Genomic DNA, 22,481 nt, shown 5'->3' with positions numbered 1-22,481 from the left:
TAGACGACGGGGCCAGAACTTTCCTGCTTCACCGCTCTCGCGAGCGGTGCGGCTTGTAGTCTAGCGGCACCGTCCTGAGCGGTCGGCACGGGGTGCGGGGCCGGGGGCGGGACACGAAACAGCCCGCCTCACCAGGTGAGACGGGCTGTGCACAGATGTAGCCCCGACCGGATTCGAACCGGCGCTACCGCCTTGAGAGGGCGGCGTCCTGGGCCACTAGACGACGGGGCCAGAACTAGTTCTGCTCCCCCACCCTCGCGGGCGGAGGAGCTGCACTCTACCGAAGACCACTCTCCGCCCCCGGAGGGGCGGAGTCGAACTCCGTCAGAATCCAGCGTCCGGGATTCTCGCGAATCCCAGCTGCGCTGGGGTACCAGGACTCGAACCTAGACTAACTGAACCAGAATCAGTCGGGCTGCCAATTACCCCATACCCCATTGGCCCCTTGCGGCGCCGGGAGTGAACTTTACCCTCCCGGTGCCGGCAGGCCAAATCCGATCCCCCCGAACCGCCTGCGAGCTGCGGAAACAGGGGCATCGAACGGATCAGGCGACGGGGACCACCGTGTTGCTGAGCTCGCCGATCCCCTCGATCCGCACGGTGACGGTATCCCCCTCGACGAGCGGGCTAACCCCCGCCGGCGTGCCGGTCAGCACCACGTCACCGGGCAGCAGAGTCATCACGTGCGAGATGTACGACACCAGGCCCGGGACGTCGAAGACCATGTCCTTCGTCCGGCCGAGCTGGCGGACCTCCATCTCCTCCGGGTTGCGGCCCACCTCACACCGGATCTCCAGGTCGGAGACGTCCAGCCCGGTGGTGATCCACGGACCGATCGGGCAGAACGAGTCGAAGCCCTTGGCCCGGGTCCACTGTCCGTCCGAGCGCTGGAGGTCCCGCGCGGTGACGTCGTTGGCGCAGGTGTAGCCGAAGATGGCCCGCTCGGCGGCGGCCCGGTCGGCCCGGCGCGCTCCCGGCGCCCCGATCACCACCGCGAGTTCCGCCTCGTGCTCGACCTGCTTGGAGAAGATCGGCAGCCGGATGGCGTCCCGGGGGCCGATCACCGAGGTGGACGGCTTGAGGAAGAGCAACGGCTCCTTGGGCACCTCGTTGCCGTGCTCGGCGGCGTGGTCGGCGTAGTTGCGACCGACGCAGACCACCTTGCTGGGCAGGATCGGCGAGAGCAGTCGGACGTCGGAGAGGGCCCAGCGGGCCCCACTGAAGGACAGTTGGCCGAACGGGTGGCCCTCGATCTCGGCGATGGTCAGGCCCTGCGGCCCGGCCTCCGGCTCGCCCTCGACGACCCCGAACGACATTCCCTTGGCATGAGCGAAACGAGCGATACGCACCTGGTCAATCTAGCCCCGTCGACGGGCCTGCCGGCCAGGACGGGCTGCCAGGTGTGCTCAACCCGTCAGGGCGGGCCACCCTACCCGAGGCGACGACGGCCGGGGCCGGCTTCCCGACTTCGTACCCGCACGGAGGGAGGGCACCCCTAGCGTCGGCTCCGGAGGTTCGTTCGTATGCCTGCATCGACACGACACCACAGAGCCCTCGCAGTGTTCGTGCACTGCCTCGGCATCCTCGCCGCCGTACCGGCCCTGCCGGCGGCGGCCCCGGAGGCGGCGGCCGCGCCACGACCACCGGCCGTAACGCCACAACCATCAGCGGCCACGGCCCGACCGGCAGCGGCCACGCCGCCACCGGTGGCGGTGGCAGCACGGGCGCCCTCGGCGACCACGCCGCCCACCCCACCCTCGGCGCCGCCGGCGGTGGCACCGCCCCCCAGGACACCGGCGTCGACGCCCGCGCCGCCGGTCACGGTGGCGGTCGCCCCGGAGAGCAGCCCCGCGCCGCGGTACCGGATCCACGTGCGCAACGTGGGCAACTCGCCGGTCGACACCACCGTGCGCCAGGAGCTGCCACCCGGCTCGTCGGCCACCTCGATCACCGCGGGCGGCCGTTCCACCCGTGCCGGCGGATCCACCGCCGAGGTGACCTGGCGGTTGAGGCTGCCCGCGCACAGCACCACCACGCTGGGCACCGCGCTCACCGCGACCGCGCCCGGTCAGGCGCTGACCGCGCCGGCCTGCGCCTTCACCAGTGACGGCAGCCGGCCGTACGACTGCGCCACGGCCACCTGGCAGGGGGCCGCGACACCCGCCGCCGAGGTCACCGAGGCGCCGCCCTGGCGGCGGATCCCGGTGCTGCTGGCCGGCGGGGCCGTCCTGCTGCTGATCGTCGCCGGTCTGGCCCTGGTGTGGCGACGGCGGCGCGGGCGTCGGGTGACGGCCGCCGCCCTGGCCGCCGACGGTGGACCCGACGGTGGACGCGGGACGATCTACCCGCGCCCGGCCGCGCCGAGCCCGGCTGGGCGGCGGCGTACCCCGCCGGTCTGGTTGCTGGTGGGAGCGGCCGTGGTCGTGCTGGCCGGGGTGCTCGGCGCGGCGGGCTGGACGGCGACCCGGCGGGTCGCGGCGATCGACACCCAGAAGCAGCCGACCAGCGGCGCGTGGATGGGCACCGGGGTCTCCGGTCCGCTGGGTGTGCCGCTGCGGGAGTCGGCGTTCGAGTTCACCGTGTACGGGATGTCGTGCGGTGCGGCCGGCGCCGCCCGACCGGCCGACGGTGGTGCGGCTCCCGCCGCAGGCCGACGCTGCCAGGCCACGGTGGGCGTGCGCAATCTCACGGGCGACCACCAGCCGTGGCACGGCCAGCTGCAGCGGGCCTACCTGCCCGGGGGGCGCTGGGTCAGCGCCGACGAGTCGGCCACGAGGGCGGCGAACCTGGGTCGGGACGTCTTCGCCGATCCGGTGGCCGCTGGCAGTCGGGTGGTGCTCCCGCTGGTCTTCACCGTCGACGGGCGGGATCCGCCCCGGCAGTTGGAGTTGCGCAGCGGGGTGTTCTCCGCCGGCGTCCGGGTGGACATGCCCTGACCGAGGGGCGGGCGGCGGTCGTACCCTGGGGTGCGTGACCGCCGCCCTCGCCCCCGCCGTGCTCGACGTGGCGGACTGGCAGGCCCGCCGCCGGGCCCACGAGGAGCGGGTGGACGTCTGGCTGGCCCCGCACCTGGCCCGCCGGCACCGCGGCGAGCGGCACCCGGTGGCCGATTTCCTGTTCACCTACTACTCGCACCGTCCGGCCCAGCTGCGTCGCTGGCACCCGGGCGCCGGAGTCGAGCTGCGCGGTGCGGATCCCGCCGAGTTCGGGCGGGACTACCACGCCACCGACGCCGGGGTCACCCTCGACACCGAGGCGGTACGCGCGCGCCGCGGCGAGTCGATCGGCTGGATCCGTTCGCTGCTGGCGGCCACCGCCGGGCGGGCGCCGCACTTCGGCTGCTTCGGGATGCACGAGTGGGCGATGGTCTACCGGCAGACCCGCGAGGAGCTGCGGCACAACGCCTGGCCGCTGCGGCTGGACCCGGAGCGGACCGCGGCCGTCGTCGAGGAGCGGGGCGTACGGTGCAGCCACTTCGACGCGTTCCGGTTCTTCACGGCACCGGCCCGGCCGTTGAACCTGCTCACCCCGACGCGGGAGACCCAGCACGCGAACGAGCAGCCGGGCTGCCTGCACGCCAACATGGATCTGTACAAGTGGGCGTACAAGCTCTCCCCGCTGGTCAGCTCGGAGCTGGTGGCCGACGCCTTCGCGCTGGCCCGGGAGATCCGCACGCTGGACATGCGGGCCAGCCCGTACGACCTGGCGGCGCTCGGTCATCCGCCGGTGCGGGTGGAGACGCCGGAGGGTCGGGCGGAGTACGCCGCCGCGCAGCGCGGGTTCGCCGACCGGGCCGCGGTGCTGCGCGACCGGCTGCTCGCGGCCGTCCCGGCCTGACCGGCAGCGCCCGGGTCAGCTCCCGGGGCGGGTACGCAGGCCGTCGATGAGCAGCGCGACGACCGCCGCCATGTCGTCGTCGAGGCCCGGCTCGCTCCACTCGGCGCGGTGCGCCGGGTGGTGGAACCGGGCGGTTGCCTGCAACAGCGCCCGGCCGGCCACCGCCGGGTCGGGCACGGTGAACTCGCCGGCCGCCACCCCGTCGGCGACGATCAGGCTGAGCTGACCGGCGAGGACCTCCAGGTGGTTGGCGACCGCGCCCTCGGAGAGCGTGGCGAGCTGGTGGAAGTTGTCGAACAGCTCCGGGTCCTCCCGGGCCATCCGGCGCTTGGTGCCGCTCAGCTCGGCCAGCCACCGGCGCAGCCGCTGCGGTGCCGGGCCGGGGCCGGTGGCCACCTCGATCAGCGGGGTGGAGACCCGGGCCAGCCAGCGTTCGGCGACCGCCTCGCGCAGCGCCGCCTTGCTGGCGAAGTGCCGGTAGACGCTGCCGTGGCTGACACCCAGCGCGCGGGCGACGTCCAGCACGGTGGCCTTGGCCGGCCCGTACCGGCGCAGCACCTCCTCGGCGGTGTCGAGGATGCGGTCGGCCGTCAGGGCGGTGGCGTCGCTCATTCCTCCAGCCTCCCTGACGGCGCGGACGGCCGTGGCGCGGCCCCCGGCCGGCGGTCGCGCCACGGCCGGGCGGTCATGCCCGCTCGCTGTCCAGGTGTGCCATCTGCGCCTCGTCGTAGCGGGCGCCAGCGGCCGCACCCGCCGGGACCGCGGCCTCGATCGCGGCCAGGTCCGCCTCGGTCAGCGTGACCGCCGCGGCGCCCAGCGCCTCGGTGAGCCGCTCCCGGCGACGGGCGCCGATCAGGGGCACGATGTTGTCGCCCCGGGTGAGCACCCAGGCGATGGCGATCTGGGCCACGGTGACGCCCCGCGTCTCGGCGATGGCGCGCAGGGCGTCCACCAGGGCCAGGTTGCGGTCCAGGTTGGCGCCGGCGAACCGGGGCAGGTGGCTGCGGAAGTCGGTGCCGGCGGTCTCCCGCTGCGCCGTCCAGTGGCCGCTGATCAGGCCACGGGACAGGACGCCGTAGGCGGTGACCCCGACGCCCAGCTCACGGGCCGTGGGCAGGATCTCGGCCTCGGGGTCGCGGGAGATCAGCGAGTACTCGATCTGGAGGTCGGTGATCGGGTGCACGGCGTGCGCCCGGCGCAGCGTCTCGGCGCTCACCTCGGACAGGCCGATGTGCCGGACGTGGCCGGCCTTGACCAGCTCGGCGATGGTGCCCACCACGTCCTCCACCGGCACGTCCGGCGAGAGCCGGGCGGGGCGGTAGATGTCCACGTGGTCGGTGCCGAGCCGGCGCAGGGTGTACGCCAGGAAGTTCTTGATGGCGGCGGGTCGGAGGTCGATGCCGTTCCAGCCGCCCTCGACGTCGCGCAGCGCGCCGAACTTGACGCTGATGACGGCGTCGTCCCGGTTGCGGCCGCGCAGCGCGTCGCGCAGCAGCATCTCGTTGTGGCCCATCCCGTAGAAGTCGCCGGTGTCCAGCAGGGTGATGCCGGCGTCGAGCGCGGCGTGGATGGTGGCGATGCTCTCGGCCTCGTCGGCGGCGCCGTAGAGGTCGGACATGCCCATCAGGCCGAGCCCGAGCGCGGAGACGGTGGGGCCGGTGGTGCCGAGGTTGCGGGTGTCCATGGGTCTTCCTCTCCTGGGGTGACCCGTTGAGCGTACATCCTTGGGCTGACAGATGCCAGATTCTGTCACTCGATAGTCGAAGGGTCCGCCGAAAGAGGGGTGGGTGCCGCTCTTTTACTCGCCGTCGGCCCGACGGTCGCGCTTGCGCTGCGACTGACGCTTCTTCTCGGCCAGCCGGCGCTCCTTGGCGCCCCGCGAGGGGCGGGTCGGCCGCCGCGGCGGCGGCGGGGGCGACGCGGCCTCCCGCAGCAGGGCGAGCATCCGCTCGCGCGCGGCCTCGCGGTTGGCCAGCTGCGCCCGGTGCTCGCTGGCCGCGATCGTCAGCACCCCGTCCACCAGGCGGTTGGCCAGCCGGGCCAGCGCCCGCGACCGGACCGACTCGGGCACGGCCGGCGAGTTGGCGAGGTCGTAGCTCAGTTCCACCCGCGAGTCGGCGGTGTTGACGCCCTGCCCACCCGGCCCGGACGAGCGGGAGAAACGCTCCCGCAGCTCTCCGGCAGGGACGACCCACCGGTCGGTCACCCGCAGTCCGTCGTCCACGCCCCGAGGCTAACCCGCACCGGCGCTCCGGGGGTCAGCGGTGCGGCGGTTCACTCTGCGTCACCGACGGACTGGGTGCCGGGCCGGCGGTCTCGTCGTCGGAGCCGACCGCGGCGTACGCCACCGCGCCGACCAGCAGCAGCGCGATCACGCCGGCCTTGGTCGCGACCCCCCGGATCAGGAGCCAGGCGCCACGGCGGGCACCCGGCACCGATTTCTTGACGGTCTGGTAGTCACTCCACCCACGCCGCGCGCGGGCGTACGCCGACCCCACTGCACATCCGATGACCAGGCCCACCAGCAGGAGGACCGTGAGAAGAGGACGCTCCACCTCCGCCAGTATCCATATACAGAGTGATATTTCCATGGCCCGATGCTCTCGGGCCGGATATCCGACACCGCTGGTGATCCCAGGGCCCTCCTTCCGGCCGTCCGGGCAGCTCAGCCACCCTTGCCGATGATCGTGTCGGCGGTCTGCTGCACCTGGTCGATCGGAATGGCGAAGCCGATGCCGATCGATCCGTTGCCGTCGATGGTGGCGATCGCGGTGTTCACCCCGACCACCTCTCCGCGAGCGTTGACCAGCGGTCCGCCCGAGTTGCCGGGGTTGATGGAGGCGTCGGTCTGCACGGCGCTGTGCCGGTTGTTGCCCAACCGCACCTGCCGGTCCAGGGCGCTGACGATGCCCGCGGTGACCGTTCCCGACAGACCGAGCGGCGAGCCCACCGCGAGCACCGGCTCACCGACCCGCGTCGCGCCCGGCTTCGCCAGCGGCAACGGGGCCAGCCCGGCCGACGGAGGCACCTTCAGCACCGCCAGGTCGCTGCGCGGTTCCCGGCCGACCACCTCGGCGGCGAACCGGCGGCCGTCGGGCAGTTCCACCGTCACCGGTCCGCCGCCACCCTTGGCCAGGATGTGGTCGTTGGTGATCAGGTGCTGCTCGTCGTCCACGGCGAACCCGGAGCCGGTCGCGGAGCCGCCGTTGGTGCCGCCGGCCAGCACCGACACCACCCCGGGCACGGTCCGCTGGGCGGCGGTCACCAGTTCGGCTGGCACCGGGGCGGCCGACGCGGCGGCCTCCCCCGGGACGCCGTCCCGGCTGGCCACCACGCCACCGGCCACGGCCCCCGAGACGGCGGAGAGCGCCACCACGGCGAGCGCGGCGAGCAGTCGGCCCGGCCGCCGCCCACCGGGTTCCCGGCCCGAACCGGGCGCGTCCCACCACCCGCGCCCGTCCGGGTCGAGTTCCGGCGAGATGAACCAGGGACCGCGCGGTTCGCCCAGTCCGGTCTGCACTGCCATGCGTACTCCTTCCGGTCGAGGTCGTTGCGCGGCGGGTCAGGGCAGCCGGGAGAACCAGCGCATCGAGCCGGCGGCGGCGCCCATCGCGAAGACCAGTCCGAGGCCGATGAACCGGGCCGAGATGTCCTGCCGCTCGGTGCGGTAGCCGACGGAACTGCCGATGTCGTCGTAGACGGCCCGCAGTTCCTCGCTGCTGCCGGCCTCGTGGAACATCCCGCCGGTCTCGTCGGCGACCGCCTTGAGGGTCTGCCCGTCGACCGGCACCTGGATCGGCCGTCCGCCCCGGTCCACGAAGCCGGACGGGGTGCCGAAGGAGATGGCGTGCACCGGCACCTTCGCGGCCACCGCGTCCGCCGCCGCCTCCATCGGGTCCATTCCGGACGTGTTCGCCCCGTCGGAGAGCAGGATGATCCGGGCCGGCGGCGGCTCCTTCGCGGCCTGGCTGTCCAGGGCCTTGACGGCACCGAGTGAGGTGTTGATGGCCTCGCCGATGGCGGTGCCCTGCACCCCCGTCGCCCCCTCGACGAGCCGGTCGATCCCCTCGTCCAGGGCGTCGCGGTCGGTGCCGGGCGGCACCAGCACGGCGGCGCTGCCGGCAAACGCGACCAGACCCACGTTGAACTCGTCGGGCAGGCTCTCGACGAAGCGCCGGGCCGCCTGCTTGGCCGCCGCCAGCCGGTCCGGGTCCACGTCGGTGGCGAGCATGGAGGTGGACACGTCCACCGCCACCATCACCGTGGCGCGTTCCCGGGGCACCTGGACCTCGGCGGTGGGCCGGGCGAAGCCGACCACGAGCAGCGCCAGCATGGCCAGGAACAGCCCGGCCGGTACGTGCCGACGCCAGGCCGGCCGCTCCGGCGCCACCCGGTCCAGCAGCCGCAGGTTGGTGAAGCGGACCGCGTACCGGCTGCGGCTCCGCTGCATCACCAGGTACGCGACGACCAGTGCGAGCACGCCGAGCAGCAGCCAGAGTCGCAGCGGCGACTGCCAGGTCACGCGGCACCTCCCCGGACGGCGCCGACCGGCGCGGCGGCCAGCCGGCGCTGGGCGTGCACGTGCCGCACGATGTCGGCGCTCCAGTCCCGGTCGGTGCGCAGCGCCAGGTGGGTGGCCGCGCTGCGGCGCAGTGCCTGGCGGACCTGCTCCCGCTGGGCGGCGGCGGCCGCGGCGTACCGCTCCCGCAGCCGACGGTCCGATGTGCACACCTCCCGGCGGCGGCCGGTCTCCGGGTCGACCAGGGTGATCAGGCCGACGTCCGGCAGCTCCAGCTCGCGCGGGTCGGTCACCTCGATCGCCAGCACCTGGTGCCGGACGGACAGCCGGCGCAGGGTCCGTTCCCAGGGCGGCGGCTGGTCGGGGTCGTCGGGCAGGCCGTCGAGGAAGTCGGAGACCACCACGACCAGGCCGCGCCGGTTGGCGACCCGGTGCAGGGCGGCCAGCCCGTCGGTCAGCTCCGGTGCCCCGACCGACGGCGCTCGCCCCGGCCCGTCGCCCGGCCCGGTGGCGCGCGGAGCGGCCAGCAGCGCGCGGAGCAGGCCGAGCAGGTGGGTACGCCCGCTGCGGGCCGGGAAGCGGCGCACCCCGTCGGCGCGCAGCACCTGAGCGCCGAGCCGGTTGCCGACACCGGCGGTGAGGAAGCCCACCGCGGCGACGGCCGCGACTGCCAGCTCCCGCTTGTCCAGCTCGGCGGTGCCGAACTCCATGCTGGCGCTGGAGTCGACCAGCATCCAGGTGGTCAGTTCACGGTCGGCGTCCACCTGCCGGACGTGCGGCACGGCGGTGCGGGCCGTCACGGCCCAGTCCATCCGGCGGACCTCGTCCTCACCCGGCCGGTACTCCCGACTGCCGGCTGGCTCGCTGCCCGGCCCGGGCAGCAGGCCGCGGTACTGGCCGTGCAGCAGGCCGTTGAGCCTGCGGGTGACGGTCAGCTCCAGGCGGCGCAGCCGCTGGTCCGGAGCCAGCTCGGCCAGGCCGGGGTCCGCCGGCCCGGTGCTCGTGCGCCTCATGCCGCGGCCAGGTCCTGGGTCTGCTGCGGGTGCCCGGTGGCCAGCCGGGGCGGCGGCACCGCCTCCACCAGCCGGCGGACCACGCTCTCGGCCGACACGCCGTCGGCCACGGCGTCGAAGGAGAGCACCAGCCGGTGGGCGAGGACGTCCACCGCCAGTTCCCGGACGTCCTCGGGCAGCACGTACTCCCGCCCGCGCAGCAGGGCCTGTGCCCGGGCGGCCGCGACCAGGCCGAGGGTGGCCCGGGGGCTGGCCCCGTACGCCAGCAGCGGCGCGATCTCCGGCAGTCCGAACCGGCCCGGATCACGGGTGGCGAGGATGAGCCGGACCACGTACTCGGCGAGCGCGTGGTGGACGAAGACCCGCTCCGCCCGGGCCTGGAGGTCCAGCAGCCGTTGCGCGTCGAGCACCCGGCGCGGGCTGGGCCGGTCGGTGCTCATCCGGTAGAGGATGGCCAGCTCGTCGGCGTCGCTCGGGTAGTCCACGACCACCTTCATCAGGAACCGGTCGCGCTGCGCCTCCGGGAGCTGGTAGACCCCCTCGGACTCGATGGGGTTCTGGGTGGCCAGCACCAGGAACGGCGCCGGGACGGGCCAGCTGCGCCCGCCGATGGAGACCTGCCGCTCCGCCATCGCCTCCAGCAAGGCCGACTGGACCTTGGCCGGCGCGCGGTTGATCTCGTCGGCCAGCACCAGGTTGGCCATGATCGGGCCGAGCTCGACGTCGAAGGTCTCCTGGGAGGCCCGGTAGATCCTGGTGCCGACGATGTCGGAGGGGACCAGGTCCGGGGTGAACTGGATCCGGGAGAAGGTGCCGCCGACCACGGTGGCGAGGGTCTGCGCGGCCAGTGTCTTGGCCACGCCGGGGACCCCCTCCAGGAGGCAGTGCCCGTTGGCGACCAGGGCGGTGAGCAGGCGCTCGACGAGCCGATCCTGCCCCACGATCACGCGTTTGACCTCGAAGAGGGTCTGTTCCAGCTCGACGCCGCTCTGCTCGGGATCGACCGAGCTGGGCATGCTGGCCAGGGTGTCCGAGATGTCCGTCACGGTGCTTGCTTCCCGGGGCGGCAGCCGGCAAACGTCGGATTATCGGCGCCGAAGTCGCCGAGGTGGCCTCGCTCGGGATGAAGTGCCCGATCAGGGGACAACGTCCCGAGACGGCACGAGCTACGCGATGAGCGGCAGACCGGGTGCACGACGAAGCCGCCGGCCGGGCCGGCGGCTTCGCTCGACGATCGGGTGCCGGCCCACCAGGGGCCGGCACCCGTGCTGTCAGGGGGTGTGGATGACCAGGTGGAAGCCCAGGTCGGTCGGTGTACCGGCCGAGTTGCGGGTCTGGACGAAGACCGCGTTCGGCGTGCTCAGGCGCGGCGCGACGGAGATCTCGCCTCCCGACGGAACGCAGCACGCGTCCCCGCGACCGATGGTGGCCACGAAGACACCGGAGGTGACGGTGTAGCCGACCTGGACCTCGTACTGGCCCGGGCCGTACTTGATCACTGTGCCGACGCCGCGCGCCCTGGTGCCGTTGGCGTTGACGACGATGATGTTGGTGCTGGCGAGGAGCGTCGAGTTGGCCTGCAGCGCGGCCTTCGCCTTGCGGGCGGACTCCGCCGTCACCGGCGGCTGGGCGTTCGTGCCGCGCGCAGCCGGCTGGGCAGCGTCCGGCGCCTTCGCCGACGGCTGGGCGACGGCGATACCCCCACCGGCCAGGCTGAGCGCCAGGACGGCGAATGCGACGGCTGCCGCCTTGCGTCGGAAGGATGTTTTCATGACAGGTCCCCCTTGTGTGACCGTGCGGATTCGGCCGACCCGCAGGGCGGGACGGATGACTGCCTATAAATGGGTGGACGACCGCAATCAAACCGGAAGAAGCACTCTCACGCGCACCTGGTGAGGTCGATTCTCGACGATCTAGCTCCGGCCCTGAGCTGGGATTACTACTCAGAGTTGCGTCGTTTGGGCCAGGTGGAACGTAGCATTGGAAAAAGCCGAGCGTCAATAGTTGATCTCACTTTGTCGGGCTGTCGGTCAGCCGTCAGATAATAGTGAAATGTGAGCCCATCACCATTCACGAAATGGCGAGAGTTGTTCCGCTAGGCTATTGCCGTGATCATCGACGCTCCGCCCGCGCCGATCCGGCGCCCCGACCGGCTCCGTACGGTGCTCTCCTGGGCGGCGGTCGTCCCGACCGCCGCCTGGGCCGTCGCCCGACTGGCCGGCCTGGACCGGGGGCCGCTGGTCCAGGCGCTCGCCTTCACGCCGTACGTCGCGGGCTGGAGCGTGCTGGCACTGGCCCTCACCCTCGCCCTCCGGCGCTGGTGGCCGGCGGCGGTCGCGGCGTTGGCCACGGTGGCGCTGCTCGGCGTGGTGACACCCCGGGCGCTGGCCGCCCCGCAGCCGACGGTGGCCGGGCCCACCGTGCGTCTGCTCACCGCCAACCTGCTCGCCGGCTCGGCCGACGCGCGGTCGTTGGTCGAGCTGGTCCGGCGGCACCGGGTGGACGTGCTCACCGTGCAGGAGTTCACCCCGGACGCGCAGGCCGCCCTGGATCGACTGGGCCTCGACCAGCTGCTGCCCCACCGACAGCTCAACCCGGCGACCGGCACGCCCGGGTCCGGGCTCTACTCGCGGTGGCCCATCACCGACCCCGGCGTCCGGCACAACCGCGGCGGGTGGGGCTTCAGCCAGGCGTACGGAACGCTGGCCGTCCCCGGGGCTCCACCGGTACGCGTCGAGTCCGTCCACCCCTCGGCGCCGTACGCGCTGGACCAGGTCGACGCCTGGCGCGCCGACCTGGTCGCACAGCCACCGGCCACCCCGGACGGTGGCCTGCGGATCCTCGCCGGGGACTTCAACGCCACCCTCGACCACGGCCCGCTACGGGCCCTGCTGCGCACCGGCTACGTCGACGCCGCCGACGCCGCCGGGGAGGGGCTGACCGGCACGTGGGGCCCCTACGACGGCGATCTCATCCCCCCGGTCACCATCGACCACGTGCTGGTCGACCGGCGCATCGCCGTCCGCTCCGTCACGGTGCTCGCCCTGCCCGACACCGACCACCGCCCCGTCCTGGCCACGGTCGGCCTGCCGGCCGGCTGACCCGAGCGCCCTCAGCGCCCGCCCGGCGCCCCGGGAGCGCCGGCCGGAGTGGTGGGCGACCCTTCCCCGCCCTCGGCCAGCCCGTAGGTGAGAGCGTCGACGAGGGCGTGCCAGCTGGCCTCGACCACGTTCGGGTGCACACCCACGGTGGTCCAGTCCCGGCCCCTGCCGTCGGCCGTCTCCAGCAGCACCCGGGTGACCGCGCCGGTGCCGTGGCTGCCCTCCAGGATGCGGACCTTGTAGTCGGCCAGCTCGAAGTCGCGCAGCTGCGGGTAGTGCCGCGCCAGCCCCACCCGCAGTGCCTCGTCCAGGGCGTTGACCGGGCCGTTGCCCTCGGCGGTCGCGATCACCCGCTCGCCCCGTACCCGGATCTTGACGGTCGCCTCGGAGACGACCGCGCCGTCCTCGCGGTGCTCGACCAGCACCCGGTACGACTCCAGGGTGAAGGGCCGGACCGGCCGGCCCTCTGGCAGCTCGGAGCGGACCAGCAGCTCGAAGGAGGCGTCCGCGGCCTCGAACGACCAGCCGCCCGCCTCCAACTCCTTGACCCGGTTGGTGACGCGGGTCAGGGCCTCCGGACGGCCGGCCAGGTCCAGCCCGAGCTCGCGGCTCTTGAGCTCGACGCTGGCCCGGCCGGCCATCTCGGTCACCAGGATCCGCATGTCGTTGCCCACCACCGACGGGTCCACGTGGTTGTAGAGCAACGGGTCGACCTTGATCGCACTCGCGTGCAGCCCCGCCTTGTGGGCGAAGGCGGCAGCCCCGGCGTACGCCTGGTGGGTGTCGGGGGCGATGTTGGCGATCTCGGCGATGGCGTGCGAGACCCGCACCATCTGTTCCAGGCAGCCCCCCGGTAGGACCGGCATGCCCAGCTTGAGTTGGAGGTTGGCGACCACCGCGAAGAGGTCCGCGTTACCGGGCCGCTCGCCGTACCCGTTGGCGGTGCCCTGGACGTGACGGACGCCCGCCTCCACGGCGGCGATCGTGTTGGCCACGGCGCAGGCGGTGTCGTTCTGCGCGTGCATGCCGAACAGCGCGGCGTCGACCCCGAGCCGTTGGGTCAGGTCGACGATCGCGGCGGTCACCTGGGAGGGCAGCATGCCGCCGTTGGTGTCGCAGAGCACCATCCGCTCGGCACCGGCGGCCAGCGCGGCCTGCACCACGGCCGCGGCGTACGCCGGGTCGTGGCGGTAGCCGTCGAAGAAGTGTTCGCCGTCGACGAAGACCCGGCGGCCCTCACCGACGAGGTGCGCGACGGTGTCGTGGACCATCGCCAGGTTCTCCGCGCCAGTGGTGCGCAGCGCCCGCTCGACGTGCCGGATGTCGGCCTTGGCGACCAGCGCCACCGCCGGCGTCTCCGCGTCCAGCAGACCGCGCACCTGGGGGTCGTCGGCGACCTTGACGCCGGCCTTGCGGGTGGCGCCGAACGCGACGAGCACGGCGTGCCGCAGGTCGAGTTCGGTGCGCGCCCGGCGGAAGAACTCGGTGTCCTTGGGCACCGCGCCCGGCCAGCCGCCCTCAATGAAGCCGACGCCGAACTCGTCGAGCAGCCGGGCCACGGCCAGCTTGTCGACGACCGAGTAGGTGAGCCCTTCGCGCTGGGCGCCGTCGCGCAACGTCGTGTCGAAGACCTGGAACGTCATCAGGATCCTTTCTCGGAGCAACAAAAAGACCTCCCGCGGATGCGGGAGGTCTGCGCGCTCGGCGGAGGGGAGGGCCGGCGCGCTAGGTCGCAATAATCAGGGCGGTGCTGGTCACGATCGCTACTGTGCCACCCCTCCCCTGTTTTTGGGAGGAACAATCCACATGGCGGGACGGTGACGCAGGGTTGCCATCGCCTGGCCGCCGCCGGGTCGGGACGGGAGCCCGCCGCTCGTGATCGGCTTCACAAGGCACCTGACCGCCCACCGGCGACAACAGCCTTGAGGAAGTATCTGGAACTGATCAAGTTACGGGGCACCTGTGCCACTCCCAAGGAGGAGCATTGCTCACTGTCGGTGGTCTGGACGCGATCAAGGCTGCCCTGCCCGAGTACGCCAGGGACATCAGGCTCAACCTCGGCTCCACCGTCGGCGCCTCGACGCTGACCCCGGTGCAGTCCTGGGGCACCGCGCTGGCCTGCGCGGTGGCCGCCCGCAACCCGGTGGTGCTGCGCGAGATCGCCGCCGAGGCGCTCGGGCACCTCAAGCCGGAGGGCGTCGAGGCGGCCAAGGGCGCCGCGGCCATCATGGCGATGACCAACGTCTACTACCGGGCCAAGCACCTCATCGGCGACGAGCAGTACGCCTCGATGCCCGCCCGGCTGCGGATGCAGATCATCGCCCGGCCCGGGGTGGACAAGGGCGACTTCGAGCTGTGGTGCCTCGCCGTGTCGGCGATCACCGGCTGCGGGGTGTGCCTGGAGTCGCACGAGAAGAGGCTGCGCGCCAGCGGCTTCACCCGGGAGCAGGTGCACGAGGCGCTGCGGATCTCCGCCGTCGTGCACGCCGCGGCCGTCACCCTGGACGCAGAGGCCGCGCTGGCCTGAGCCGGTACGCCCCGACGGGCCGACGCCGCACCCGCGGTGTCGTCCCGTCGCCGTTTCCCGCCCCCGGCCGCCGGGTAGCTCCTCGGGGGACGCACCCCACCGACGCCGAGACGATCGGCGACAGTCAGGAGTGAACGGCATGGACAGGATCGATCCGCACGCCACTCACGCCGGGCCGGACCCGCTGCGCGGCGGCGACCAGGGCACCGTGCCCGGCGGCGCGCCGGCCGGCGCCTTCGACCCCTGGCGCTACCGGGACCAGGCCGGGGTGGCCGACGCCGACCTGGTCGGCTACAAGGTCGAGGCCACCGACGGCGGCATCGGCAAGATCGACAGCGCCAGCCACGAGGTGGACGGCAGCTACCTCGTCGTGGACACCGGCCCGTGGATCTTCGGCAAGAAGGTGATGCTGCCGGCCGGCACGGTCAACCAGGTCGACCACGACCAGCGCACCGTCTCCGTCGACCGGACCCGCGACCAGATCAAGGCCGCCCCGGAGTACGACGAGACCAGCCACAGCGACCCGACCTACCGTGATCGGCTGGGCGGCTACTACGACGAGACGTACGGCGCGCTCCCGCCCGGCACCGCGCGCTGACCGAACGGACCCGACGGCCGGTGGGGCTCGCCCCCATCGGCCGTTACCGTGTGAACGTGGACGCCATCGACGACAACCGACACATCCCGCTGCCCGCGACCTTCAACTTCCGCGACGTCGGTGGCTACACCGGCCACGACGGCCGCACCGTCCGCCGGGGTCGGCTCTACCGCTCCGACTCGCTGCACCGCCTCGACGAGCAGGACCGCGACGCGTTCGCCGCGCTCGGCATCCGCACCGTCATCGACCTGCGCCGTCCGGCCGAGGTGGACCGCGACGGTCGGGTGCCGGCGTACCAGGGGCTGACCTACCGGCACATCCACCCGGAGCACGCGGACTGGGCCGAGCAGCCGCACGAGGAGGGCGTCAGCCTGGCCCGCTATCTCGCGGACCGGTACGCCGACCTCGCGCAGACCGGCACCGCCGGCCTGGCCGAGGCGGTCGGGCTGATCGCGGACTCCTCCACCGCCCCCGTGGTGGTGCACTGCGTCGCGGGCAAGGACCGCACCGGCATCGTCTGCGCGCTGACCCTCGCCGTGCTGGGTGTCGACGACGCCGACATTGCCGCGGACTACGCGCTGACCGCGGAGGCGTCCGCCCGGTACAGTGCCTGGCTGGCCGCCACCGTGGGCGAGGTGAACGTGCCGGCACCGTTCCTCGCCTCACCCGCCGAGGCGATGCAGATCTTCCTGGACGAACTCCGCGCGGGGCACGGCTCGGTCGAGGGCTACCTGCGCCACGCCGGCGTGACCGACGAACAACTGGCCGCCCTGCGCGACCACCTGCTCGGCTGAGCTGCGCCCGCTCCCAGCCGCTGATCCGGGCGCATGACCTGGATCAGCGGGCTGGGGGCGTCAGAGGACCCTGTGGACCCAGCCGCGCGGGTCGGTGGCCTTGCCACGCTGGATGTCGACCAGTTGCTGACGGAGCGCCATCGTCACGCGGCCGGGCTCGCCGCCGCCGATCAGGAACTCGCCGTCCGGGAAGCGGACCCCGCCGATCGGGGTGATCACGGCGGCCGTGCCGCAGGCGAAGACCTCGCGGAGCCGCCCGCTGGCCGCGTCGGCCTGCCAGTCGGCGAACGTGACCGGCCGCTCCTCGACCCGGTGCCCGGCCGCCCCGGCCAGCGTGAGGACCGCGTCGCGGGTGATGCCCGGCAGGATGGTGCCGGTCAGCGGCGGGGTCACCACGGTGTCGTCGTCGTAGACGAAGAACACGTTCATGCCGCCCAGCTCGTCGACGAACCGGCGCTCCACGGCGTCCAGGAAGACCACCTGGTCGCAGCCGGCCTCGATGGCCTCGGCCTGCGCCGCCAGTGAGGCCGCGTAGTTGCCGCCGCACTTGGCCGCGCCGGTGCCACCAGGTGCGGCCCGGGTGTAGTCCGGCGAGACCCAGACGGTGACCGGCTTGACCCCGCCGGTGAAGTACGCCCCGACCGGCGACGCGATCACCATGTAGAGGTACTCGTTGGCGGGCCGGACACCGAGGAAGACCTCGCTGGCGAACATGAACGGCCGCAGGTAGAGGCTGCCGTCCTCGCCGGTCGGGATCCACTCCCGGTCGATCTCGATGAGCTTGTGCAGCGAGTCGACGAAGACGTCGGGCGGCAGCGTCGGCATCGCCATCCGCTGTGCCGAGGCGGCGAACCGGGCGGCGTTGGCGTCCGGCCGGAACATCGTCACGCCGCCGTCGGCGGTCCGGTACGCCTTCAGCCCCTCGAAGATCTCCTGCGCGTAGTGCAGGACAGCGCTGGCCGGGTCCATCGGGATCGGCCCGCGGGCCTCCACCCGGGCGTCGTACCAGCCCTTGCCGTCGGCGTAGCGGACGGTGACCATGTGGTCGGTGAAGACCCGGCCGAACCCCGGGTTGGCCAGCAGGGCGGCCCGGTCGGCGGCGGATACCGGCGCGGGATTCGGACGGATCTCGAAGTCGAGCTTGTCACCACCGCTCATCGCGCTGACCTCCCTGCGGGACAACGGCATGCGGGATCGCACACCGACATGGCTGTGCCAGAAACTTACCCCGAACGGTCGTTCAGCGGGTAGCGCCGATCGGGGTCATCGAGGACCCCGAATGGGCCCGCGTCGGACCGGACCGGCGCGCCGCCGGTGGCCCGGGGCGGGTCAGGCTACGGCGTGCGCGGCGAGCCGGTCGCCGACCTCGTCGGTACGCAGCGTCACGCCCGAGGTCCGGCCGGCGAGCTCGGCGGCGACCGCCGCGTTGACCCGGGTCGCGGCCTCGGCGTGCCCGAGCTGCTCCAGCAGCAGCGCGGCGGAGAGCACCGCGGCGACCGGGTCGGCGACGCCCTGCCCGGCGATGTCCGGCGCCGAGCCGTGTACCGGCTCGAACATCGAGGGGTACGCCCCCTCGGGGTTGATGCAACCGCTGGCGGCCAGCCCGATCCCGCCGGTGACCGCCGCGGCGATGTCGGTGAGGATGTCGCCGAACAGGTTGTCGGTGACCACCACGTCGTAGCGCTGCGGCTGGGTGACCAGGAACATCGCGGCGGCGTCGACGTGCTGGTACTCGGTGGCGATGTCCGGGTGCTCGGCGGCGACCGCGTCGAAGGCACGCGCCCAGAGCGACCCGGCGTGGGTGAGCACGTTGGTCTTGTGCACCAGGGTGACCTTGCGGCGCTCCCGGCGGCCGGCCCGGGCGAACGCGTCGCGGATGACCCGCTCCACGCCGTGGCGGGTGTTCAGGCTCTCCTCGGTGGCGACCTCGGCGGGGGTGTCGCGGTGCAGCGAGCCACCGGCCCCGGCGTAGAGGCCCTCGGTGCCCTCGCGCACCACGACCAGGTCGACCTCGCCGGGCTTCACGTTGCCCAACGGGCCGGCGACACCGGGCCAGAGCCGGGACGGACGGAGGTTGACGTACTGGTCGAAGGCGAAACGGAGCTTGAGCAGCAGGCCCCGCTCCAGCACGCCCGGGGGGACCGTCGGGTCACCGACGGCGCCGAGCAGGATGGCGTCGTGCCCGGCCAGCTCGGCCAGCACCGAGTCGGGCAGCACCTCTCCGGTACGGTGCCAGCGGGCCGCTCCGAGGTCGTACTCGGTGGCCTGCACGCCGGGCAGCACGGCGTCGAGGACCTTGCGGGCCTGCGCGACCACCTCGGGCCCGATGCCATCCCCGGCCACCACCGCGATCCGCGTCACGCCCGCACTCCTCGTCTTCGACTGCCCCGTACCGGGCAACGGTACGTCCCCGTCCCGCCTCCCGGTACGGATCGTCCAAAATATGGGAAACGCCGATACACAGCCACCTCTCAGGTGGGACCCATGAGTCAGTCATCTCCGCTGCCTACCGTGGGGTCAGCGGGTCAACGGGGGCCCGCGACCGGGGGTCGCCGACGACGCGACGCAAACTGCGAGGGGGCAGGTGCCATGCGCATCGACGAGCAGCCGCGGACCCGCTGGCCGGACCCGTCGGCCTTCCGGAACCGTCGGCCGGACCTCCGGCTCGGCAGCCGGCGGCAGCGGATCGACCCCGCCGGCGCCACCGAGGGCCGGATCGCGGTGCAGCACACGGTGCGCACCCCGACCGCCGAATACACCCTGCTGCTCAACGCGCCCGAGTGGCTCGGCCGCCGGGGCGTCGGCGAGGCACTGCGGGACAGCGTCGCCGAGCTGCGGGCCATCGACCTCACCTACGGCCCGAACCGGCCGGACAGCCTGGTCTCCCGGCTGCGCCGAGGCGAGATCAGCCCCGACTCGTACCCCCCGCTGGCCGACCTGGTCGACCGCTGCACGGCGATGCGGGCCGCCACCGACGGGTGGTTCGACGCGTGGGCGGTGCCCGGCGGCTTCGATCCGGGCGGCCTGCTCGGCGGTTGGGCGGTCGAGCGGGCCGCCGCCCGGTTGCGGGCGGCGGGCATCCATGACTACGCCGTACTCACCGGCGCCGACCTGGTGGTCCGTGGCCGCGCGCCGCACGGCGGGCCGTGGCGGGTGGCCGTGCACCACCCCACCGCACCGGAACGCGCACCGCTGGTGCTGGAGATGACGGCCGGCGCGGTCGGCACCTCCGGGGTGACCGGGCGCCAGGGGCACGTGGTGGACCCGCACACCGGTGAGCCGGCCAACCACCTTGTCGCCGCCACCGTCGTCGGCCCCGACCTGGCGATCGCCGACGCCTACGCCACCGCGCTCTACGCCGCCGGCCCCACCGGCCTGGCCTGGTTCCGCGCCGGCTCCGACTACCGCGCGCTCTTCGCCCACCGTCGCTGAGCGGGACGTCGCCGCACCGAGCCCGCCTCCCCGCGGTGCTGCGGCGCGTCTCCTGGAGCCCGATTCGCACCTCGGCCGCCCCTCGGGCCGGCCGGTCGGGCTGCGATCGGCCCCCACGGTCTCGGCAACGGCCGTGGGGGCCGGTCAGCGACGAGTGCGCGTGGCTCGCACAATCGAGGGGTGCGGACCGGTCGGGCCGGACGTCGACCGCGCCACCCGAAGACGGGCCGGCGCCGCGAACTCGGCCAGTGACCGCAGTCGGTACGCTAGCGAATCGACGCAACTCGACGCAAGAGTCTCCACAGCGGACCGTCGCGAGCGGACTCTGGCACATCAGTGGTTGGCCTGCGGCGAGGCAGTTTCGACATGGTGAACGACGGATGGCACGCTGTCCGCCGTGAGTTTCGATCTGAGCGTGTGGGCCCTGGAGGACGGGGCGACGCCCGAGGACGTGCGGGGCGCGGTCGAGGGTTGCCGGCAGGGGCGGCACGTGGACCGTTACCCGGACCCGCGAGTGGTCGCCTTCTACCGGGCGATCACCGCCTCGTACCCGGACCGTCACCCCGGCCCGGACAGCCCGTGGGCGGTGGCGCCGCTGCACGCCGCCCACGACCATGTCGAGCTGAACCTGCACCCGACCTGCGCGGACCAGGTGCTGCTGGACATCGAGCGGCTGGCCGGCGAGCACGGGTTGATGCTCTTCGACCCCCAGGACGGCTCGGTCTATCCGCCGCCGGCCCGGCTGCCCGGCTGACCGGGCGGCAGGACAACCCACGGCGGGAACGACGAGGGGCCCGGCGCGTCGCCGGGCCCCCCGTGATGCTGCCGTCGACTACTCGTCGCGCAGATCCGCCGCGCTGGCCGCCGTCGCGCCGATCGAGTCGGCCGCCGACGTGAGCAGGTCGGCGCCGAGCGCCTGGTCGACGGTGAGCGTCATCAGCGTCTCGCCGCCCGCCTCGCGCCGGGCCACCTGCATGGCCGCGATGTTGATGCCCGCCTCGCCGAGCAGGGTGCCGACGGTGCCGACGACGCCGGGCCGGTCGGCGTAGCGCAGGAAGAGCAGAATGCCCTCCGCGCCGATCTCCACGTCGAAGCCGTCCACCTCGGTGAGCTTCAGGACGTCGCGGGCACCGGACTGCGTGACCGTGCCGGAGACGCTGACCGTCCGGCCGTCCGGCAGCGCACCGCGCACCGTGACCAGGGTGGGCTGCTCAGCCGTCTCGGCCAGGCTGGCCAGGGTGACCTCGACGCCGCGCTCGGCGGCCAGGTGCGGGGCGTTGACGTAGGTGACCTGCTCCTCGACCACGGAGCTGAACAGACCCTTGGTGGCGGCGAGCTTGAGCACCGACACGTCGTGGCTGACGATCTCGCCGCGGACCTCGACGGTGACGCTGGCGGCAACCCCGCCGGCCACCGCGGTGAAGGCCCGGCCGAGCTTCTCGGCCAGCGGAAGCAGCGGCCGGACGTCCTCGGCGACCACGCCACCGGCCTGCACGTTGACCGCGTCCGGGACGAACTCGCCCTGCAACGCCAGCTTCACGCTCCGGGCCACCGCCAGGCCGGCCTTGTCCTGCGCCTCGTGCGTGGAGGCACCCAGGTGCGGGGTGGCCACCACGTTGTCGAAGGCGAACAGCGGCGAGGAGGTGCAGGGCTCCTTGCTGTACACGTCGACGCCGGCACCGGCGACCCGACCCTCGGCGATGGCGTTCGCGAGGGCCTGCTCGTCGACGAGACCACCACGGGCGGCGTTGATGATCCGCACGCCGGGCTTGACGATCGCCAGCTCCTTCTCACCGATCAGGCCCACGGTCTCCGGGGTCTTCGGCAGGTGGATGGAGATGAAGTCGCTCTCCCGCAGCAGCTCCTCCAGCCCGACCAGGCGTACGCCGAGCTGCGCCGCGCGGGCCGGCTGGATGTACGGGTCGTACGCGATCAGCCGGGTGCCGAACGCCGCGATGCGGGACGCGAAGAGCACCCCGATGCGGCCGAGCCCGACCACGCCGACGGTCTTGCCCTGTACCTCGACGCCGGTGTACTTCGACCGCTTCCACTCCCCCGCCTTCAGCGCGGCGCTGGCGCTGGCGGTGTTGCGGGCCACGGCGAGGAGCAGCGCGACGGCCTGCTCGGCGGCGGAGACGATGTTCGAGGTGGGGGCGTTGACGACCATGACGCCCCGCGCGGTGGCGGCCGGCACCTCGACGTTGTCCAGCCCGACGCCCGCCCGGGCGACGACCTTGAGTCGCGGCGCGGCGGCGACCGCCTCGGCGTCGATCTGGGTCGCGCTGCGCACGATGACGGCGTCGGCCTCGGAGAGCGCCGAGAGCAGGGCCGGACGGTCGGTGCCGTCGACGTGACGGACGTCGAAGTCGTGGGCGAGCACCTCGATGGCGGCGGGGGCGAGTTCTTCGGCGATCAGTACGACAGGATTCATCGGTCCTCGTAGAGGTCGTGTTTGCGATCGGCCGGGGGCGGCAAGGCGCCGCACTGCGCCCTGCGCTGATCCGTGCCGTGGCCGTCAGGTGCCGGCTGCGCACCTACCCGCGATCGTAGGGGCCTCGTTGGCCGGCATGTTCCGGTCTTCGGGGTGAGGGCCCTCACACGCCGGGTCGGACGACGGACATGGCCCGTTCACCTGCCCGACATGGTTGCTCCGGTCACCC

General features: G+C 73.3%; 22 protein-coding genes and 2 tRNA genes. 8 read left to right on the top strand and 16 right to left on the bottom strand.

The window, feature by feature from the left end; genetic code table 11:
• Nucleotides 1-158: 158 nt before the first annotated feature.
• From M8C17_RS29790 to M8C17_RS29780, 3 genes are all read right to left on the bottom strand, one after another.
• A tRNA-Glu gene (locus M8C17_RS29790) sits at nt 159-231 on the bottom strand.
• A gap of 134 nt (nt 232-365) precedes the next feature.
• Nucleotides 366-437: transfer RNA gene (locus M8C17_RS29785), tRNA-Gln, on the bottom strand.
• A 108-nt stretch (nt 438-545) separates the two neighbouring features.
• A complete protein-coding gene (locus M8C17_RS29780) occupies nt 546-1,349 on the bottom strand; it encodes a fumarylacetoacetate hydrolase family protein (protein WP_252419902.1) in 804 nt (267 codons plus the stop codon).
• Between the two features lie 174 nt (nt 1,350-1,523).
• On the opposite strand from M8C17_RS29780, the gene M8C17_RS29775 reads away from it, so the two are divergent.
• Together M8C17_RS29775 and M8C17_RS29770 are read left to right on the top strand one after the other, a co-directional pair.
• Nucleotides 1,524-2,936: a hypothetical protein gene (locus tag M8C17_RS29775; RefSeq protein ID WP_252419901.1), complete on the top strand. Its 1,413-nt coding sequence runs from the start codon at nt 1,524-1,526 to the stop codon at nt 2,934-2,936.
• A gap of 34 nt (nt 2,937-2,970) precedes the next feature.
• The gene (locus M8C17_RS29770) at nt 2,971-3,837 is read left to right on the top strand and encodes a 3-methyladenine DNA glycosylase (RefSeq protein ID WP_252419900.1); all 867 of its coding nucleotides are present in this window, start codon (nt 2,971-2,973) and stop codon (nt 3,835-3,837) included.
• Between the two features lie 15 nt (nt 3,838-3,852).
• Here M8C17_RS29770 and M8C17_RS29765 read toward each other — a convergent pair whose 3' ends face one another.
• The 9 genes from M8C17_RS29765 to M8C17_RS29725 form a co-directional block, all read right to left on the bottom strand.
• Entirely contained in the window at nt 3,853-4,449 is a 597-nt protein-coding gene (locus M8C17_RS29765; protein ID WP_252419899.1) for a TetR family transcriptional regulator, read from the bottom strand.
• Nucleotides 4,450-4,522: 73 nt separating this feature from the next.
• Nucleotides 4,523-5,521 (bottom strand): aldo/keto reductase, encoded by a 999-nt coding sequence (locus M8C17_RS29760; RefSeq protein WP_252419898.1) that lies wholly within the window; start codon nt 5,519-5,521, stop codon nt 4,523-4,525.
• Nucleotides 5,522-5,635: 114 nt separating this feature from the next.
• On the bottom strand, nt 5,636-6,061 hold the full coding sequence (gene arfB, locus M8C17_RS29755; protein ID WP_252419897.1) for an alternative ribosome rescue aminoacyl-tRNA hydrolase ArfB: 426 nt from the start codon (nt 6,059-6,061) through the stop codon (nt 5,636-5,638).
• A 34-nt stretch (nt 6,062-6,095) separates the two neighbouring features.
• Entirely contained in the window at nt 6,096-6,392 is a 297-nt protein-coding gene (locus M8C17_RS29750) for a hypothetical protein (RefSeq protein WP_252419896.1), read from the bottom strand.
• A gap of 110 nt (nt 6,393-6,502) precedes the next feature.
• A complete protein-coding gene (locus M8C17_RS29745) occupies nt 6,503-7,363 on the bottom strand; it encodes a S1C family serine protease (RefSeq protein ID WP_252419895.1) in 861 nt (286 codons plus the stop codon).
• Nucleotides 7,364-7,399: 36 nt separating this feature from the next.
• A complete protein-coding gene (locus M8C17_RS29740) occupies nt 7,400-8,359 on the bottom strand; it encodes a VWA domain-containing protein (protein WP_252419894.1) in 960 nt (319 codons plus the stop codon).
• A complete protein-coding gene (locus M8C17_RS29735) occupies nt 8,356-9,369 on the bottom strand; it encodes a DUF58 domain-containing protein (protein ID WP_252419893.1) in 1,014 nt (337 codons plus the stop codon). Before M8C17_RS29735 ends, M8C17_RS29740 begins: the two co-directional genes overlap by 4 nt.
• On the bottom strand, nt 9,366-10,415 hold the full coding sequence (locus M8C17_RS29730) for a MoxR family ATPase (RefSeq protein ID WP_252419892.1): 1,050 nt from the start codon (nt 10,413-10,415) through the stop codon (nt 9,366-9,368). The genes M8C17_RS29735 and M8C17_RS29730 overlap by 4 nt, the downstream gene beginning before the upstream one ends.
• A gap of 225 nt (nt 10,416-10,640) precedes the next feature.
• Entirely contained in the window at nt 10,641-11,141 is a 501-nt protein-coding gene (locus tag M8C17_RS29725) for a hypothetical protein (protein ID WP_252419891.1), read from the bottom strand.
• A gap of 390 nt (nt 11,142-11,531) precedes the next feature.
• Here M8C17_RS29725 and M8C17_RS29720 point away from each other — a divergent pair, with 390 nt between their 5' ends.
• On the top strand, nt 11,532-12,470 hold the full coding sequence (locus M8C17_RS29720; RefSeq protein ID WP_252419905.1) for an endonuclease/exonuclease/phosphatase family protein: 939 nt from the start codon (nt 11,532-11,534) through the stop codon (nt 12,468-12,470).
• An 11-nt stretch (nt 12,471-12,481) separates the two neighbouring features.
• On the opposite strand, the gene cimA is transcribed toward M8C17_RS29720, so the two are convergent.
• The gene (cimA, locus tag M8C17_RS29715; RefSeq protein ID WP_252419890.1) at nt 12,482-14,113 is read right to left on the bottom strand and encodes a citramalate synthase; all 1,632 of its coding nucleotides are present in this window, start codon (nt 14,111-14,113) and stop codon (nt 12,482-12,484) included.
• 341 nt (nt 14,114-14,454) lie between these two features.
• Here cimA and M8C17_RS29710 point away from each other — a divergent pair, with 341 nt between their 5' ends.
• The 3 genes from M8C17_RS29710 (at nt 14,455) to M8C17_RS29700 (ending at nt 16,389) form a co-directional block, all read left to right on the top strand.
• Nucleotides 14,455-14,997: a carboxymuconolactone decarboxylase family protein gene (locus tag M8C17_RS29710; protein ID WP_252419889.1), complete on the top strand. Its 543-nt coding sequence runs from the start codon at nt 14,455-14,457 to the stop codon at nt 14,995-14,997.
• Between the two features lie 139 nt (nt 14,998-15,136).
• The gene (locus tag M8C17_RS29705) at nt 15,137-15,595 is read left to right on the top strand and encodes a PRC-barrel domain containing protein (RefSeq protein WP_252419888.1); all 459 of its coding nucleotides are present in this window, start codon (nt 15,137-15,139) and stop codon (nt 15,593-15,595) included.
• A gap of 35 nt (nt 15,596-15,630) precedes the next feature.
• On the top strand, nt 15,631-16,389 hold the full coding sequence (locus M8C17_RS29700) for a tyrosine-protein phosphatase (RefSeq protein ID WP_252419904.1): 759 nt from the start codon (nt 15,631-15,633) through the stop codon (nt 16,387-16,389).
• A gap of 60 nt (nt 16,390-16,449) precedes the next feature.
• Here M8C17_RS29700 and M8C17_RS29695 read toward each other — a convergent pair whose 3' ends face one another.
• Together M8C17_RS29695 and M8C17_RS29690 are read right to left on the bottom strand one after the other, a co-directional pair.
• Nucleotides 16,450-17,547, bottom strand: a complete 1,098-nt coding sequence (locus tag M8C17_RS29695) for a branched-chain amino acid aminotransferase (protein WP_252419887.1) — start codon at nt 17,545-17,547, stop codon at nt 16,450-16,452.
• A 171-nt stretch (nt 17,548-17,718) separates the two neighbouring features.
• Entirely contained in the window at nt 17,719-18,750 is a 1,032-nt protein-coding gene (locus M8C17_RS29690; protein WP_252419886.1) for a 3-isopropylmalate dehydrogenase, read from the bottom strand.
• A gap of 228 nt (nt 18,751-18,978) precedes the next feature.
• Between M8C17_RS29690 and M8C17_RS29685 the strand changes: the two genes are divergently transcribed.
• Together M8C17_RS29685 and M8C17_RS29680 are read left to right on the top strand one after the other, a co-directional pair.
• Nucleotides 18,979-19,821, top strand: a complete 843-nt coding sequence (locus tag M8C17_RS29685) for an FAD:protein FMN transferase (RefSeq protein ID WP_252419885.1) — start codon at nt 18,979-18,981, stop codon at nt 19,819-19,821.
• Between the two features lie 397 nt (nt 19,822-20,218).
• A complete protein-coding gene (locus tag M8C17_RS29680) occupies nt 20,219-20,575 on the top strand; it encodes a hypothetical protein (protein ID WP_252419884.1) in 357 nt (118 codons plus the stop codon).
• Between the two features lie 78 nt (nt 20,576-20,653).
• Here the strand turns inward: M8C17_RS29680 and serA are convergent, their stop codons facing one another.
• Nucleotides 20,654-22,252: a phosphoglycerate dehydrogenase gene (serA, locus tag M8C17_RS29675; RefSeq protein ID WP_252419883.1), complete on the bottom strand. Its 1,599-nt coding sequence runs from the start codon at nt 22,250-22,252 to the stop codon at nt 20,654-20,656.
• Nucleotides 22,253-22,481 lie beyond the last annotated feature (229 nt).

The sequence above is a fragment of the Micromonospora sp. RHAY321 genome (genome assembly GCF_023896955.1).
In the GTDB taxonomy this organism is placed as follows: domain Bacteria; phylum Actinomycetota; class Actinomycetes; order Mycobacteriales; family Micromonosporaceae; genus Micromonospora.
Note: the sequence above shows the minus strand (reverse complement) of the source record. Positions and strands in the feature narration are given on the sequence as shown.

Coding starts and splice junctions, on each gene's coding strand:
- M8C17_RS29775 (WP_252419901.1), top strand. CDS start 1,524: ATGCCTGCATCGACACGACACCACAGAGCCCTCGCAGTGTTCGTGCAC.
- M8C17_RS29765 (WP_252419899.1), bottom strand. CDS start 4,449: ATGAGCGACGCCACCGCCCTGACGGCCGACCGCATCCTCGACACCGCC.
- M8C17_RS29760 (WP_252419898.1), bottom strand. CDS start 5,521: ATGGACACCCGCAACCTCGGCACCACCGGCCCCACCGTCTCCGCGCTC.
- M8C17_RS29745 (WP_252419895.1), bottom strand. CDS start 7,363: ATGGCAGTGCAGACCGGACTGGGCGAACCGCGCGGTCCCTGGTTCATC.
- M8C17_RS29735 (WP_252419893.1), bottom strand. CDS start 9,369: ATGAGGCGCACGAGCACCGGGCCGGCGGACCCCGGCCTGGCCGAGCTG.
- M8C17_RS29725 (WP_252419891.1), bottom strand. CDS start 11,141: ATGAAAACATCCTTCCGACGCAAGGCGGCAGCCGTCGCATTCGCCGTC.
- cimA (WP_252419890.1), bottom strand. CDS start 14,113: ATGACGTTCCAGGTCTTCGACACGACGTTGCGCGACGGCGCCCAGCGC.
- M8C17_RS29705 (WP_252419888.1), top strand. CDS start 15,137: ATGGACAGGATCGATCCGCACGCCACTCACGCCGGGCCGGACCCGCTG.
- M8C17_RS29695 (WP_252419887.1), bottom strand. CDS start 17,547: ATGAGCGGTGGTGACAAGCTCGACTTCGAGATCCGTCCGAATCCCGCG.
- M8C17_RS29685 (WP_252419885.1), top strand. CDS start 18,979: ATGCGCATCGACGAGCAGCCGCGGACCCGCTGGCCGGACCCGTCGGCC.
- serA (WP_252419883.1), bottom strand. CDS start 22,252: ATGAATCCTGTCGTACTGATCGCCGAAGAACTCGCCCCCGCCGCCATC.